This is a genomic window from Vibrio sp. vnigr-6D03 (assembly GCF_002835515.1).
Lineage (GTDB): Bacteria > Pseudomonadota > Gammaproteobacteria > Enterobacterales > Vibrionaceae > Vibrio > Vibrio penaeicida.
The window spans coordinates 70,809-86,130 of the sequence record NZ_PIZL01000021.1; the positions used below are offsets into that span (position 1 = coordinate 70,809).

Genomic DNA, 15,322 nt, shown 5'->3' on the forward strand with positions numbered 1-15,322 from the left:
CATGACTTACGTTGACTCCTCACGCACGCACCCAATTGGCATTTATGAAAAGGCTTTGCCTGCGCAATTGACTTGGTCGGAAAGGCTGGCGTTAGCCAAAGCCTGTGGTTTTGATTTTGTCGAAATGTCGGTTGATGAAACGGATGAAAGGCTTGCTCGCCTAGACTGGACAAAGGAAGAACGCAAAGCACTGGCGAGTGCGATTATTGAAAGTGGTATCCGTATTCCGTCTATGTGCTTATCTGGTCACCGTCGGTTTCCCTTTGGAAGCCACGACTCAGACGTTCGCCAGCAAGCTTATTCCATCATGGAAAAAGCCATTGTTCTTGCCCAAGATTTGGGGATAAGAACCATACAGCTAGCAGGTTACGATGTTTACTATGAAACACAAGATGAGAGTACGCTCGCTCATTTTGAAGAAGGGTTAAAGTGGGCGGTTGATTTAGCCGCCAAATCCCAAGTAATGCTGTCTGTTGAGATCATGGATACCCCTTTTATGAGTTCAATCACTAAGTGGAAAGCATGGCAACAGAAAATCGACTCCCCATGGTTTACGGTTTATCCCGATGTCGGAAATCTCTCTGCTTGGGGAAACGATGTGGATGCGGAACTGGAATTAGGCATGAATCAGATCGCCGCGTTACATCTTAAAGATACGCTGGCGGTGACCGATACATGCGCAGGTCAATTTAGGGACATTCCTTTCGGAGAGGGCTGCGTTGATTTTGTCGGGGTATTTAAGACGCTAAAACGCTTGAATTATCGCGGCAGCTTCTTAATCGAAATGTGGACAGAAAAAGCCGATGAGCCAGTGAGCGAATTGATTAATGCTCGACGCTGGATAGAAGACAAAATGGTGCAAGGAGGATGGAATGTATAAAGCATTAAAAGAGGAAGTCCTTGAAGCTAATTTGGCACTGCCGAAGCACGGGCTCGTGACGTTTACATGGGGAAACGTGAGTGCCGTTGATCGCCAACGTGGTGTCATTGCGATTAAACCTTCAGGGGTTGAATACGATGTAATGAAAGCCAATGACATTGTGATCGTCGATTTGGAAACGGGATCTGTCGTTGAAGGCGACAAGAACCCATCATCGGACACGCCTACACACCTGTGTTTATACCGCGCTTTTCCTGATATCGGTGGCGTAGTACATACTCATTCACGTCATGCCACTATTTGGTCTCAAGCAGGTCTTGATATTCCGGCCTGGGGCACGACTCATGCGGATTACTTTTACGGTTCAATCCCTTGCACGCGTGAGATGTCTGAAGAAGAAATAAAGCGAGATTATGAGTGGGAGACAGGGGAGGTGATCATTGAAACGTTTAAAAGCCGCCAATTGAACCCGAACCAAATGCCGGCGGTATTGGTGAATGCTCATGCGCCTTTCGTTTGGGGAAAAGACGCAAACAGTGCCGTTCATAATGCTGTTGTATTAGAAGAAGTCGCATACATGGGGCTATTCTCTCGTCAGCTAACGCCGCAACTCAGTTCGATGCAGAAACCACTGTTAGACAAACACTATTTAAGAAAACATGGAAAAAATGCCTACTATGGGCAATCCTCGAAGTGAAGACTATTACGCTAAAGTGACTTTGGCTTAGGCGAAAAGGTAAGGTGAATTTATTTTCCCTTACCTTTTCATTAAATCGCTACTGAGAAATCGTGTCTTCCATCAAATCAAAAACCAGCTTATCCATAGCGGGTTCCTTGAATTTCGACATACCTGTAATGTTAGATAGCGCCACGAAGCCGACTTGGTTTTGAGAATCAAGCAACATACACGAGCTGTATCCTCCGGTGCCCCCGTTATGAAAGTAGAAATGTTCGCCTTTCTCTTTCAAATTCAAGACAACCCAACCTAATGCATGGGACGCATTGGCATCTTTAAAAACCGGCTGTTTTTGGAGCTGAAACACTGAGTTGCTCGGATCAAAACAAGAGAGTGCGAACGCAGAAAGGTCTTCTACGGTAGAAAGAACCGCGCCAGCACCAGATAGAATGCCAAGATCCCAGTTTGAAACGGGTCGACCCTTTCCATCTAATCCCTGAATCAGCCATGGCTTCAAAGCAGCTAAATTAGTGGTAGAGCGCGTCATTTTTAGCGGTTCAAACAATGCTCTTTGGAGCAGGTCTTCATACGATGTTTTTGCCACACGAGACAAGGTATACCCTAAAAGCCCGGCCCCGAGGTTTGAATACACATGCTTTCTTTTAGCACTGAGCTTAAGCTTATTTTCTAGGTAATTCAGCAGTTGAGGTTCTTGATACTCTTTGTAAGGGTCTTGAGGGTTTTTAAATAGAGCGCTCCAAATTAACCCTGGTGGCAATCTTGGTAGCCCAGATGTGTGTGATGCGAGCGCTTTATAGGTAATCGTGGCACCGTTTTTAAGTGGAACAGGTATCGCTGAATTGATCGCATCATCAATCTGAACATCACCTCTTAGTATCATGTCGCAGAGTAAGTAGCTGGTGAAAACTTTGGTGATAGACCCAATCTCAAAGACGGAATTCTGATTTATAGCGGGTACTACCGTTCCATTTTGCTTTTTAGCACCATAAAAATCGACGTGACCATGCGCTATTTTCGCGATCGCCAATTCGTTGTTGTCGTTAAATGGGGAGAGAGTGCTCTCGATGGTTTCTATGTCTTGTTTGGTGAAGCTCATATTCATGACCCTAAGCAGTGAAACGAGAAAAGAACAGAAGTAGCGACTTAGGTGTGCAGTGCATTTTGTCTTATTTGGATGTGAAGGTACATCGGGGAGGGTTAATGGTGAGTTAAGAGACACAAAAAAAGCCCACTTAAAAGTGGGCAAAGACAAGGTTTATTAATGGAACTTATATAGGGGATTACAATGTTGGAAGCTGCTCTTTTGCGTTGGTTAACTCTTGGCTGGCGAGTTCCTCACCCATGCTTAGCGCTTCGGCATACACAAAGTTGACGTTATGGATGCCGACAAACCCGAGCGTCGTTTTTAGGTAGCTGGTGACGATGTCGTTTTCGGTGTCTTTATGCACACCACCGCGAGTCGTAATAACCGTGGTTTCTTTTACGTTGGTCAGCAAACCTTCCGGTCCATTTTCAGAATATTGGAACGTCACACCAGCACGAGCAATCAGGTCAATCCAGTTTTTAAGCTGGGTAGGTACAGTAAAGTTGTACATTGGCGCAGCGATGATCAATTTGTCTGCTTGTTTAATCTCTCCAATTAATTGGTTTGAGGTCGCCAAGATGTTTTGTTGTTCTTCCGTTAAGTCTTCGCCTCCACCGAATGCAGCCAATACATTGTGATCGAGAATAGGTAACGGGTTTTCCGCCAAGTCTCGAATAACCACATTTGTTTCAGTTGCGTTTTTTGCGATAACGTCAATTAGCGCATTTGATTGAGAGTAAGCGCCTAGAATGCTTGATTTAAGAATCAGTACTTGAGCCATTTTTTTGTCCTTTATTTATCTATTTTCGTTTTAGGTAACGGGAATAAGCTCACTTTAGGAGATTGCTAAGGCTAAGATAATGCTGCGTTAACGATGAAGTCGTTCAATTTTTTTGAAGGAGTTTGGAGCGAGATGTTCTATTGCACAGATCGTATTTGACCTGACTATAGGTTTAGGAGGCATACTTGCATTTCGATTGGCTGATGTAGCTGAAAATATAAGGTTAGCGTACCTATATTTAAATCAATACGGCGTAGAAGACTCGGTAATAAAAGCGCGAATTTATTGAACCCGATTTGTTACCGATTCCTCGTTATTAGTTACGTAGTGGCGCTGTTTCTATAGTAGTGACGATAATACCCAATAAGATTACTGCTGATAAAAAGCACTTCCATCAAAACAGCGGTTGGAGAACCAACTACGTAGTTATGTATCAGCCAAAAACTGGTACCAATGAGCATCAATTCTCTTAGCTTCTTATCGTCTTTATTGAATGCAGCAACGGTTTGAAACATAGAGCCTAAACAGCTGAGAATACTTGTTATCCCAGAGAAGGTGACGACAGTAGCAATAGCGGATGTGCCGCAGAAAAAGGTCATCAATTTTGGAGACGTTGAGAAAATACTGGTGAGATACCGAATGGTGGCAATAAGCATCAAGCTTGCGGCTGTCCACTGTTCTAGCAGTATGAAATGGCTGGAAATCAAGACTCCAGCGCAGAACAGGCAGCCAACAATTTTTTTTCGATCCTTAAATTGAAATGACATCAGATCAAAAACAATGGCAAAGCCCACCAATACCTGAGACAACATGAAAGCAGACATTAGCAGTCCTTTTGCGTAATTTGTTAGCAAAACTATCAGCTTAATGATTGATTGGTCAATCGCATTTTTCTTAGATTGTTACACAGTACTCTCGCATAGTAGCGCTTTTGGATTTGGAGCATTGTCTTACTCATGTGATACAATCGCGCCAGTTTTGAAGGACAATAAATAAAGAAGGTATCGCTTTGACCTCGTCACAGCAAAATGCTGCCGAAAATCATGCGCCTAACAGCCCATCTAAGTTAAGAGCTGCATTAAAAGAATGCATGATTAAAGACCGTTTTCGTTTTAGCCGACGAATTCAGGGTGCCAGCAAAATCAAAAAAGAAGAATCACGAAACGCTGCGTTAGACGACATCGCACTTAACATTGCGAAGTCCATGATGACGGTTCAGCAAAGATGTTCGCAGCAACCGACAATCGAATACCCAGAAATCCTGCCTGTTAGCCAAAAGAAAGATGTGATTGCAAAAGCGATTTCAGAAAACCAAGTGGTGATTGTGGCGGGTGAAACGGGATCGGGCAAAACCACTCAGCTTCCTAAAATCTGTGCAGAGCTTGGCCGTGGAAAGTATGGCTTGATTGGTCACACCCAGCCTAGGCGACTTGCTGCGCGCTCAGTCGCAAACCGAATCGCGGAAGAAATGGAAACCAAGCTGGGAGAATTTGTCGGATATAAGGTTCGATTTAACGATCAAATCTCCGAGAACACCCAAGTTAAGCTGATGACAGACGGTATCTTGTTGGCAGAGATTCAGCACGACCGATTCTTGAATCAATATGACACCATCATTATCGATGAAGCGCACGAGCGAAGCCTGAATATCGATTTCATCTTGGGCTATCTCAAGGAATTGCTCCCACGTCGCCCTGATCTGAAAGTAATTATTACGTCTGCGACCATCGATCCTGAACGTTTTTCTAACCACTTCAATGGTGCGCCTATTGTCGAGGTATCTGGACGAACGTATCCGGTAGACACGCGTTATCGTCCACTTTCAGGCGATGATGAAAACGATCGCGACCAACTTGAAGGCATATTTGAAGCTGTAGACGAGCTATGTGATGAGGGTTTGGGCGATATCCTGATCTTCATGAACGGCGAGCGCGAAATTCGCGATACGGCTGATGCGTTAGGCAAACGTAATTTGCGTGACACAGAAATTGTTCCTTTGTATGCGCGATTGTCGGCCGGTGAGCAGAACAAGATATTTCAACCTCATGCCGGTCGCAGAATTGTGTTGGCAACCAACGTTGCAGAAACATCATTAACCGTGCCGGGCATAAAATACGTTATCGACCCGGGCACCGCGCGTATTAGCCGATACAGTTACCGAACTAAGGTACAGAGGCTTCCTATCGAACCGGTTTCGCAAGCAAGTGCAAACCAACGTAAAGGTCGATGTGGTCGTGTTGAAGAAGGTATCTGTATTCGCCTGTATTCGGAAGAGGATTTTGAATCTCGTCCTGAATTTACCGATCCGGAAATCCTAAGAACGAATCTAGCGTCTGTTATCCTTCAAATGACAGCGCTGGGGTTAGGTGATATTCAAGCATTCCCGTTCGTTGAAGCGCCAGACAAACGCAACATTCAAGATGGTGTAAGGCTACTTGAAGAACTGGGTGCGATAAACGATAAAGCGAACGATCCCAAGAAGCGCTTAACGGCGTCTGGTCGTCAGCTTGCTCGGTTGCCGATCGATCCACGCTTGGCTCGAATGGTCCTAGAAGCACCTAAGTATGGCTGTTTGAAAGAAGTGATGGTCATTGCTTCTGCCTTATCGATTCAAGACCCGCGTGAACGCCCATCGGAAAAACAGCAGTCGTCTGATGACAAACATCGCCGCTTCTTCCATGAAGAGTCGGACTTTTTGACCTTTGTGAATCTTTGGGATTACATCCAAAAGCAGCAGAAGGCTTTAACAGGCAATCAATTCCGTAAACAGTGTAAGCAAGACTTCCTGAACTACTTACGAGTGCGTGAGTGGCAAGATGTGTACTTCCAAATCCATCAAGCCATGCGCGAAATGGATTTCAAACTGAATGACGAACCTGGAAACTACCAATCGGTTCACAGCGCCATTTTGGTCGGTTTACTTTCTCATATTGGCGTAAAAGATCAGGAAAAGAGCGAATACCAAGGCGCGCGCAACGCCCGATTCCACATTTTCCCTGCATCGGGTCTATTTAAAAAGCAACCTAAGTGGATCATGTCGGCAGAGCTGGTTGAAACCTCCAAACTCTGGGGGCGTATTATTGCCAAGATTCAGCCTGAATGGATTGAGCCATTAGCCAAACACCTGATCAAGCGAAGCTATAGTGAACCGCACTGGTCGAAGAAACGTGCGGCGGTAATGGCTCATGAAAAAGTCATGCTTTACGGCGTGCCTATCGTGCCAAAACGTTTGGTGAACTACAGCAATATAGACAGCGTGATTAGCCGCGAGATCTTTATTCGAAGCGCACTTGTAGAAGGTGAGTGGGAAACCAAACACGCATTCTTCAAGCAAAACCGAAAACTGCTTCAAGAAGTGGAAGAGTTGGAACACAAATCGCGCCGTCGAGATATATTGGTCGATGACGATGAGCTGTTTGATTTTTACGATCAGCGTGTGGGAACAGAGGTTGTGTCGGGGCGTCATTTCGATACGTGGTGGAAAAAAGCGTCGGCTGAAAATAAAGAGCTGCTCAACTTTGAAAAAGAGATGTTGTTCAAAGGCGATGCGAGCCATATTACCGATTTGGATTACCCAAATTTCTGGCACCAAAATGGGCTTAAGCTCAAGTTGAGCTACCAATTTGAACCGGGCGAAGACAGCGATGGGGTAACCGTTCATGTTCCACTGCCGATCCTAAACCAAATTGAGCCAGCAGGCTTTGATTGGCAGATCCCTGGTTTAAGACACGAATTGATTGTTAGCCTAATTAAAGCGTTGCCGAAAACGTTGCGTAAAAACTTCGTACCTGCTCCTAACTATGCCGACGCATTCTTAGCGCGTGCTACCGCAATGGAAGCGCCATTGCTCGATTCGTTAGAAAAAGAGCTCAGACGTATGACGGGCGTTGAGGTATTGCGCGATGATTGGAACTTGGAACAGGTGCCAGACCACCTAAAAGTGACATTCCGCGCTGTCGACCATCGAAATCGCAAGTTAAAAGAGAATCGCGATCTTCACGAACTGAAAGAGAGCTTGAAGGACAAAGTTCAAGAGACTCTTTCCAAAGTTGCTGATGACGATATTGAGCAACAAGGTCTGCATACGTGGAGCTTTGGCGAACTGCCAAAAGTCTACCAGCAGAAGCGAGGCGGTTACGATGTGAAAGCCTTCCCCGCTATTGTGGACTCTAAAGACAGCGTTGAAATCAAACTGTTTGAAACCGAGCAAGAACAAATTTCGGCGATGCGCGCAGGTCAACGCCGTTTGGTCTTGCTCAACGTGCCTTCTCCGATTAAATACTTGCACAGCAATCTACCGAACAAGTCAAAGCTTGGTCTGTACTTCAACCCGTATGGCAAGGTGTTAGATCTGATTGATGATTGCATTGCCTGTGGTGTTGATAAGCTGATTGAAGAGCAGGGCGGCTTGGTTTGGGAATCAGATAAGTTCGATGCACTTAAGGAGCACGTAAGAGCAGAGCTAGACGATACAGTGGTGGATATTGCTCAGCAGGTTGAAACGATTCTTACCACGGCGTTCAATATCAACAAAAAGCTAAAAGGCAAAATTGATTTTACGATGGCTTTTGCGCTTTCAGATATTAAAGCTCAAGTAGAAGGTTTGATATTTAAAGGCTTTGCAACTGAGTGTGGTTGGAAAAAGCTTCCCGATATTTTGCGTTACATGAAAGCGATAGAACGCAGAATGGAGAAGTTGCCGATAGATCCGAATAAGGATCGACTGCACATGTTGAAGATTGAGTCGGTAACGAACGACTACAAAGAACTGCTGAACAAGATCCCTAAGGGGGTTGCGGTTCCAGATAACGTTAAAGAAGTCCGCTGGATGATTGAAGAGTTGCGAGTAAGCTTCTTTGCACAGCAACTGGGTACGCCATACCCGGTATCAGACAAGCGAGTGAAAAACGCAATTTCTGAATGTTGACCTAGTTCAGAATGTTGATCTCGTGTGAGGACAATGTTCGACCGAAGCGTATTAATTTTGACCAGAAATCTTATTTCTGGTCTATTATTTGCAGGACAATGATTAAGCTGACGTAAATACGACTGTTGTTTTAATGTGTTGCGTCAATTCACCGGGGATAAATCGTTATTCTCTGATCATGTATTTGAGGGAATGGAAATGAAAAAAACATTGTTGGCTCTAGGTTTAGCGAGCATTGCGGCAACAGCCAGCGCGGATTCTTTTTTCTATGCTGGTGGTAATTTCGGTCAGTCTGATTTCGGCAGCGGCACCGACAAAGAAACGGCATATGGTTTCCACGTGGGTACCGGCATATTGCCGATCTTAGGTCTGGAAGGCGGATACTGGAGCCACGGAAACGATACTCGCTCACTATTTGTTGCAGCAAAACCAAGTATCGATTTTGGTCCTCTTCATGTTTACGCCAAAGGTGGCCTGCATTCATGGGACCGCGATAATGGCGGAGATGGTACTGGGTTGATGTACGGAGTGGGGGCAGAATATTTCCTCGTCGACAATTTGTCTCTTGGTGGTTCATGGCAATCATTCAACCGTGGCGACAACTTTAACGACATTACTTCCTTTACTGTTACGGCAACGTTCCACTTCCTGTAAAAGAAGCTTAAGTCGCACAGGAAAGTAACGCAATTATGTAAAATGCCAGCCTTAGGTTGGCATTTTTATTTAGCCCTCTATATGTTCACTAAGAAGGACATATATCTATGTAAAATACAGAGATTATTTAAAAAGTTTTACATCTTAGTATGGCGAAATCCTGTTGTTAATCTTAGAATAAGCCCGCCTCAGATACTATTGAGTATCTTCTTAACGAAGAACTATATTCAAACGACTTTTTATAGGTTTTTTGGGTATGTTTTTGTGGTTCATGATGAATCATGGTTGTAATCAAAAGCGTGTGTAGCGGGAAGGCTTGCACGATCTTAATTAAAGTTGTACGAAATGAAAAAAACACTTTTAGCTTTAGCACTAATGGGCGCAGCAACGACTGCAAACGCGGATTCATGGTTGTACGGCGGCATTAACGCTGGTCAATCTGATCTCGATGGCAACACAGCAACCGCGGTAAGTGCCCATGTAGGTACGGGTATTCTTCCAATTATTGGCGTAGAAGCTGGTTTTTGGAACCACGGTAAATTTGATGGTGGTACAGAAGCAAATTCTGTTTACGCCGCTCTAAAACCAAGCATCGATTTTGGTCCTTTGCATGTCTACGCGAAAGGCGGCTTGCACAACTTCAAACTGGACAACAACGGCACCAAAGCTGGTGACGGCACAAAGTTGATGTACGGCGTTGGTGTTGAATACTTTGTTATCGATATGCTGTCTGTAGGTGGTTCTTACCAACAGTTCAAATTCGATGAGAACAACATTGATTCAATCGGTTCATTTACGCTGAACGCTACGATTCACTTCCTGTAAATTAATCGATCATATTTGAAGCCCTCTGAGAGATCAGAGGGCTTTGTTTTTTCTGCAACCTTTATCTATAGACCACTAGGGTATAACCCACCATTACCTCTCCCAACTGGCGGATTTTTGGTGAAAAACTTCACTCGCTTACGTACCAAATCCAATAAGAAAGTTCTTTATAAAATCGGTTGGATATTAAGAGGTGGGGGTATAAAATTGCCTCACTGTTATGTGTTCTATCTCATAAATTACCTCGTTCAGAGGGAGATTTGTGGATGTCTTCCTCTCTCAGAATGGAATCTCAATGAATAAATCGCAACTGAGCCACTTTATGGGGTTGTTTGCCGGGCTTTTCCTGTTTTCACTGTTTCTTTTTATCCCGATACTCACCCCTTTGTTAATGGCTTTTGGCATGAGCCTGCCGGAAATCGGCATTATCATGGCGACCATGGGCATGACCGTTATTCTGCTTGAATTACCGACAGGTGGCTTAGCTGATCAAATTGGACGACGTAAAGTGTTCACGTTTTCGATGTGGTTTTGTGTTCTTGCTTATCTTTGCTTGCTGATGTTTCAGGGTTTTATTGGCGGAGTGATAGGCATGTTTCTCTGGGGAACGAGCATTGCACTTAATTCAGGCACTTTAAACGCATGGTTTGTTGAACAATTTAACAAAGCTGAAGGGACGATGACTCTGCAAAAAGGCTTTGCGCGTGTGAGTTTCCATTCAAGCTTGCTAGGTGCATTAGGGGCGCTATCGGGTTCGGCTGTTATGTTTGTTGGTGAGAAGCTTGGATACAGTGCTATAACGCTTTACAACTTTTTGATCATGCTGGCGATGATCATTGTTTTTGCCGTCATCGTGATGACTCAACTTTGGATTAAAGAAGATCGAAACTTCGATTCTCTTTCTGTGAAAGTTTTTGCCCAGTTACCTAACCAGATTACCAGTGGTGTGAAAGCCGTAAAGCACCCAGTACTGTGGCGAATTCTATTGGCACTCTTTCTAACAGTTCCTGTTGCAAGTGGAATCGAGAAATTCTGGCCTATTCAATTTGAAGTGTTGTCAGGTAACAACCCGTTAGAGTGGGCGTATGGCTTAACCTACACCGCCATATTGTGCTTAGGAAGCTTGGCGGCGATGATGACTAATTGGTTGTCAGAGAAACTTAGCCATCAATTGGGTAAAGTACTATTTGTGAGTGTTTTGCTAAGGATGATCGCAGCATCGGCGTTTGCTTTAAGCGGGAACCTCTACTTGTTTATCGCTTTTCTCATGTGCTACGAGTTGTTTCATCAATTGGGTGGGTCGGCATACAACGAGCTATTGCATCAATCAGCCGACAACGAAATCCGATCTACTATCGATTCGGTCTCTTCACTGACAATGAGATTTGGTGGCGTTGTTGGGTCTTTGCTTTGTGGCTTTGCTTCAGAACATATTGGTTTAACAAACGTGTGGCTTGTTTGCGTCGTTATTTCAGCAGGTGCGTTGTTGATCTACAAAAGTAGAGTGCTTAACCAACCTAAGATTGAAGAACCTGTCACTGCGTAAATCAACAGAACCAAATTTCTAAGTTCGAAAAGGTTTACTGATGAATCGCCATGCTTGGGCAACCAAGCTGGCGATGCCTAACCCCGTAATAAGAAAGGTCACTTTTCCTAATTCGGTGTAACCTTTCTTCCATATTTTTCTCACCGTCGGGTAAGACAGATCGCCCATCACATGCAGGGGTGAGCGCCAGCATTGCGCAACGGTAATACCAAAATTATCGTCAGTTGGTTCAATACCATGCCACCAAAAGGGTGGAATATACATGGCATCACCAGGCTCTACCATTGCGGTATACGGTTTCAATTGAGAAGCTCGGCTGGCATCAAAACAGGTACCATTTTCAAGGTAGGCATCGGCTTTAAATGCATCAAACACAAGATCATCGGTGAGTTTATCTGGCGGTAGTAAGCCGACCTTCTTAGTACCAACCACTTGGCTCATGAGGGTTTCATCCGTTACATGAAAATGCCAGCCTGTTCCTGCCCCCTTATACATGAATGCTCTCGATTTTGGGTAAGCAATAGGAGGCTTTGGGTTGGGTAGAAAAGGATAGCCATCGGTGTCGGTAGACAATACATCAAAGGGTTTTTCGCTCAATACGACCGAAGGCGCACTCAGAATTCCTGTGTCACTTGATTGCAGCATTTCTAGCACTTCATGGAAAGGCCTTACTTCTCGTCTTTCTCCCATTCGCTCTGGGCTTTCGTAGTTCATATGAGGGTAGTGAGGAGTAGGGACATCGTGACATTTTTCAAGTAAGTACTCGGGGCTGCGCCATTTCTCCATCGCCGGCCAATGCTTTATCGCTCCCTTAATTAGACAAGGTCTGTTTTGGGCAACGTATTGAGAGTAAAACGCTTTAGGAGTCAGACTGTCTGCATAAACCGTTTCAATATTCTGAGCCGAGTCCATACCTGGAACGTGTTTGAAAACGTGTTCTTCCGCTATTTTCTCTGCTGTATCCATAAATACTGGCTCCAATAAGGTGAGGAATTCGTCTCATTTGATCGAAAACGGTTCAATTTTAATCGCTGGAAATGTTATACCTTTTTTAATGAAATGATAATTGATGTTGTTTTAACTGTGATCAAAGCGTTATTCTCTAGTGGCGTTACTTTGTATCTTTAATCGTAATTACCTTCATCATCAAAACTTTAAATGCCACTTTTCTCCAATTCCCAATAGGGCAAAGTGAGCGGAAAATGCCAATAATTTACGGATACGTGGATGAATCGAATTCAGCTTAGTCATCGATATGGTCTCTTTATGGGGCTATTTTTTATCTCCCAGTTTTTAGTGATTCCAATAATGACACCGCTGCTTTTGGGGTTTGGGATGAGCATTCCTCAAATCGGAATGATCATGGCGACCATGGGGATTACAGTCATGGTGCTTGAATTGCCAACGGGCGGTTTGGCTGATCAAGTTGGGCGTAAGAAAGTATTCCTGATCTCGATTTTGTTTAGCATGCTGTCTTATCTTGTGCTGCTGTTTATCCCAAGCTTTATTGGTGGTGTTGTTTCGATGTTTTTGTGGGGAGCCAGTATCGCCATTAGCTCTGGCACACTTACAGCTTGGTTTGTTGAATCCTTTAACGAAAGTGAAGGGGATATTACCTTGCAAGCGGGTTTTGCGAGAGTGAGTGCTAGAAGCAGCTTTTTTGCAGCCACCGGCGCTTTAATTGGTGCTGGCATTATGTACGGTGGCGTTGAATTCGGTTATGAGGCGCGGCAACTTTACGATGTGTCTTTGTGGGCTGGATTGGTCTGTTTGGCATTGGTGTTCGTTATCGCATTACTTTGGATTAAAGAGCAGCGAGAGTTTAAGCCTTTTTCATTTGCATTGCTTACAAGTGTGCCGACTCAAATGAAAAGTGGGATTGATGCAGCGAAACACCCAGTGCTTTGGCGAATATTGTTCGCGATGTTTCTTACCATTCCCATCGCCAGTGCCATCGAGAAGTTTTGGCCTGTTAGGTTTGAAGAATTGTCAGATGGACAGCCATTAGAATGGGTATATGGATTAACGTATGCCGTCACTTTTTACTTAGGAAGTCTAGCGGCTGTAATGACTAATTGGTTATCCGATAAGTTTGATCAACAAATGGGTAAGGTGCTTATGGTCAGTGTCGCTATTCGCCTTATCGCGGCCACTATTTTTGCGTTGTCTGGCAATGTTGTGATGTTTGTACTTCTTTTTATCTGTTACGACTTTACCAATCACCTCGGCAAGTCTGCATACAACCAGCTGTTGCATCACTCCACAGATGACAGTGTACGCTCCACGGTAGACTCGCTCAATTCTTTGGTGATGAGAATCGGAGGGGTAATCGGGTCACTTATGTGTGGTTTTGGGGCGGCTTATATCGGGTTAGTGAATATATGGCTTATTTGCATTGTGCTTGCCATCGGGGCATTGTTCTTTTACAAAAGCCCAATGCTTAACCAAGCTTCTGAGCCAGCAAACGCGGCAACGTAAAAACGTTGCCCCAGCATCATTTCTGAACTCTCATAACACCGAGCGCAGCTTGATTGGCGGTGCATACTACGCCTTTTCCAGATAGAGATTGGCGTACACAACCCCCGCCAAATTCTTCCCCTAACATAAATACACCTAATACCGAAGCTTCGTCCGATTCAACAAAAACACCTTTGGGGGTCATTGAAATGGCAGCTTCACGCTTGCCTTGTATTCTTTGCTGCATAATGGCTGTAGGTGATTCTGCCAGAGCCGCTTTATTTAGTAATGCGACCCACTCTTCACGATTACACTCCCAACCGCAAAAGACGCCGTGTCCACCGTAGCCAATCGCGTCTTTAATTACCCAATCATTCTGGTTCAAGTCGAGAAGGTGGTTGAGATTTTCCGCAGATACAATAAACGTATTGGGGATCAAGGCTTCAATGGTGTTGTTTTGATCCTTAGTGAGCTTTGACTGAACGCGCTCTTCCCTAAGTAACCCCAGAATGGCTTTACTCATGAAGACTTCGCTTAAAGGGTGAATAACGGAATGAACTTTCCCACTATCCAATCCGTCCAAAAACGGCGTATAGCTGTCGTCGGACGAACGTGCAATATCACTTAACGTAAACACTTCGAAGACCAATACGCAGCCGTCATGTGAATCGATGACATCACTAAGTTTTGTATGGGGAATGGCGATGATGTCTTGGTTGAGCCGTGTACTTAATGCACCAGACGCACTGTTTGCTACCAAAGGGCTTTCTTGAAACTGAAGCGCGTCGTCTACAACTATCAGCAGTGGCTTTTCGAGCTCTGCCAGTTTGTCTTCAATTTTGGGTGTAATGTGGGAGTAGGGCGATCGCCAATACTCTTCAATAACCACAGAAGGTGTGTCCTGTTTTTCTTGAGCTAATGCCTCATCGTATAGCGTTTGAATGCCATCATAAGCAAAACCGCCAATGGCTCCACCTACGTTCACTTCCATGACTTTCCAATCGGTTCCATTATCTAAAATATCCCATCGGCAAGGAATCAAACCAGTTCGAGAGGATAATCGCTCTGCCAAGGAAATGACTGTTTCGTCACGAAACCCTGCAGCGGCTAAAAAATCTCGCACATTACCGTCAAAAGCAATCTTAGGGAGGTTCTCAATAATGCCGAACAATTGGCTTAGCATATTTGTCTGTTTTTTAATCACATCGTTGGGATATACGATAGGTGTCATCAGCAAATGCCAATCAGGACGAGAAAATCGGCTGCTTGCCCCGTTATGTCTGATGTCATCCGCCAAGTCATCTGCCAAAGGATTCTCTTCAAAATAGTCGAACCAGAATGTGCTTGATTGCATATTATTACTCCGAGGAATTAATTTAACTTATTGTTTTATATTGAAATGAATCAGGTGATGTAAGACAAAAATTAGTTTTATGAGCAAACCATTATAAACTTTAACAAGTCGTTTACA

General features: G+C 44.3%; 12 protein-coding genes. 7 read left to right on the forward strand and 5 right to left on the reverse strand.

Annotated features, from left to right (window positions below):
- Position 1 precedes the first annotated feature (1 nt).
- Positions 2 to 880 (forward strand): L-ribulose-5-phosphate 3-epimerase, encoded by an 879-nt coding sequence (locus CW749_RS18315; protein WP_101113720.1) that lies wholly within the window; start codon positions 2 to 4, stop codon positions 878 to 880.
- Positions 873 to 1,577, forward strand: a complete 705-nt coding sequence (gene araD, locus CW749_RS18320) for an L-ribulose-5-phosphate 4-epimerase (protein WP_101113721.1) — start codon at positions 873 to 875, stop codon at positions 1,575 to 1,577. The genes CW749_RS18315 and araD overlap by 8 nt, the downstream gene beginning before the upstream one ends.
- Before the next feature lie 79 nt (positions 1,578 to 1,656).
- Here araD and CW749_RS18325 read toward each other — a convergent pair whose 3' ends face one another.
- The 3 genes from CW749_RS18325 to CW749_RS18335 all read right to left on the reverse strand — a co-directional run bounded on the left by CW749_RS18325 (position 1,657) and on the right by CW749_RS18335 (position 4,266).
- Positions 1,657 to 2,673 carry a serine hydrolase domain-containing protein gene (locus CW749_RS18325; RefSeq protein ID WP_180958438.1) on the reverse strand — a complete coding sequence of 339 codons (1,017 nt, stop codon included), beginning with the start codon at positions 2,671 to 2,673 and terminating at the stop codon, positions 1,657 to 1,659.
- A gap of 184 nt (positions 2,674 to 2,857) precedes the next feature.
- Complete coding sequence (locus tag CW749_RS18330) at positions 2,858 to 3,442, reverse strand: NAD(P)H-dependent oxidoreductase (protein WP_101113723.1); 585 nt, start codon at positions 3,440 to 3,442, stop codon at positions 2,858 to 2,860.
- A 320-nt stretch (positions 3,443 to 3,762) separates the two neighbouring features.
- Positions 3,763 to 4,266, reverse strand: coding sequence for a YgjV family protein (locus CW749_RS18335; protein WP_101113724.1), 504 nt, complete (start codon positions 4,264 to 4,266; stop codon positions 3,763 to 3,765).
- Between the two features lie 185 nt (positions 4,267 to 4,451).
- Between CW749_RS18335 and hrpA the strand changes: the two genes are divergently transcribed.
- The 4 genes from hrpA (at position 4,452) to CW749_RS18360 (ending at position 11,394) form a co-directional block, all read left to right on the forward strand.
- Positions 4,452 to 8,369 carry an ATP-dependent RNA helicase HrpA gene (gene hrpA / locus CW749_RS18340; RefSeq protein WP_101113725.1) on the forward strand — a complete coding sequence of 1,306 codons (3,918 nt, stop codon included), beginning with the start codon at positions 4,452 to 4,454 and terminating at the stop codon, positions 8,367 to 8,369.
- 198 nt (positions 8,370 to 8,567) lie between these two features.
- Positions 8,568 to 9,023, forward strand: coding sequence for a porin family protein (locus tag CW749_RS18345; protein ID WP_101113726.1), 456 nt, complete (start codon positions 8,568 to 8,570; stop codon positions 9,021 to 9,023).
- Positions 9,024 to 9,368: 345 nt separating this feature from the next.
- Complete coding sequence (locus CW749_RS18355) at positions 9,369 to 9,848, forward strand: outer membrane beta-barrel protein (RefSeq protein WP_101113728.1); 480 nt, start codon at positions 9,369 to 9,371, stop codon at positions 9,846 to 9,848.
- 295 nt (positions 9,849 to 10,143) lie between these two features.
- On the forward strand, positions 10,144 to 11,394 hold the full coding sequence (locus CW749_RS18360) for an MFS transporter (protein ID WP_101113729.1): 1,251 nt from the start codon (positions 10,144 to 10,146) through the stop codon (positions 11,392 to 11,394).
- 18 nt (positions 11,395 to 11,412) lie between these two features.
- On the opposite strand, the gene CW749_RS18365 is transcribed toward CW749_RS18360, so the two are convergent.
- On the reverse strand, positions 11,413 to 12,360 hold the full coding sequence (locus CW749_RS18365) for a cupin-like domain-containing protein (RefSeq protein ID WP_101113730.1): 948 nt from the start codon (positions 12,358 to 12,360) through the stop codon (positions 11,413 to 11,415).
- 261 nt (positions 12,361 to 12,621) lie between these two features.
- Here CW749_RS18365 and CW749_RS18370 point away from each other — a divergent pair, with 261 nt between their 5' ends.
- Positions 12,622 to 13,872 (forward strand): MFS transporter, encoded by a 1,251-nt coding sequence (locus CW749_RS18370; protein WP_101113731.1) that lies wholly within the window; start codon positions 12,622 to 12,624, stop codon positions 13,870 to 13,872.
- Between the two features lie 16 nt (positions 13,873 to 13,888).
- Here CW749_RS18370 and CW749_RS18375 read toward each other — a convergent pair whose 3' ends face one another.
- Positions 13,889 to 15,205: a hypothetical protein gene (locus CW749_RS18375; RefSeq protein WP_101113732.1), complete on the reverse strand. Its 1,317-nt coding sequence runs from the start codon at positions 15,203 to 15,205 to the stop codon at positions 13,889 to 13,891.
- Positions 15,206 to 15,322: the final 117 nt, after the last annotated feature.

Bases quoted from the DNA above. Each gene is read 5' to 3' on its own strand.
- CW749_RS18345 (WP_101113726.1), top strand. From the start codon at position 8,568: ATGAAAAAAACATTGTTGGCTCTAGGTTTAGCGAGCATTGCGGCAACA.
- CW749_RS18325 (WP_180958438.1), bottom strand. From the start codon at position 2,673: ATGAGCTTCACCAAACAAGACATAGAAACCATCGAGAGCACTCTCTCC.
- CW749_RS18370 (WP_101113731.1), top strand. From the start codon at position 12,622: ATGAATCGAATTCAGCTTAGTCATCGATATGGTCTCTTTATGGGGCTA.
- CW749_RS18355 (WP_101113728.1), top strand. From the start codon at position 9,369: ATGAAAAAAACACTTTTAGCTTTAGCACTAATGGGCGCAGCAACGACT.
- CW749_RS18365 (WP_101113730.1), bottom strand. From the start codon at position 12,360: ATGGATACAGCAGAGAAAATAGCGGAAGAACACGTTTTCAAACACGTT.
- araD (WP_101113721.1), top strand. From the start codon at position 873: ATGTATAAAGCATTAAAAGAGGAAGTCCTTGAAGCTAATTTGGCACTG.
- CW749_RS18360 (WP_101113729.1), top strand. From the start codon at position 10,144: ATGAATAAATCGCAACTGAGCCACTTTATGGGGTTGTTTGCCGGGCTT.
- CW749_RS18315 (WP_101113720.1), top strand. From the start codon at position 2: ATGACTTACGTTGACTCCTCACGCACGCACCCAATTGGCATTTATGAA.
- CW749_RS18335 (WP_101113724.1), bottom strand. From the start codon at position 4,266: ATGTCTGCTTTCATGTTGTCTCAGGTATTGGTGGGCTTTGCCATTGTT.
- CW749_RS18375 (WP_101113732.1), bottom strand. From the start codon at position 15,205: ATGCAATCAAGCACATTCTGGTTCGACTATTTTGAAGAGAATCCTTTG.
- CW749_RS18330 (WP_101113723.1), bottom strand. From the start codon at position 3,442: ATGGCTCAAGTACTGATTCTTAAATCAAGCATTCTAGGCGCTTACTCT.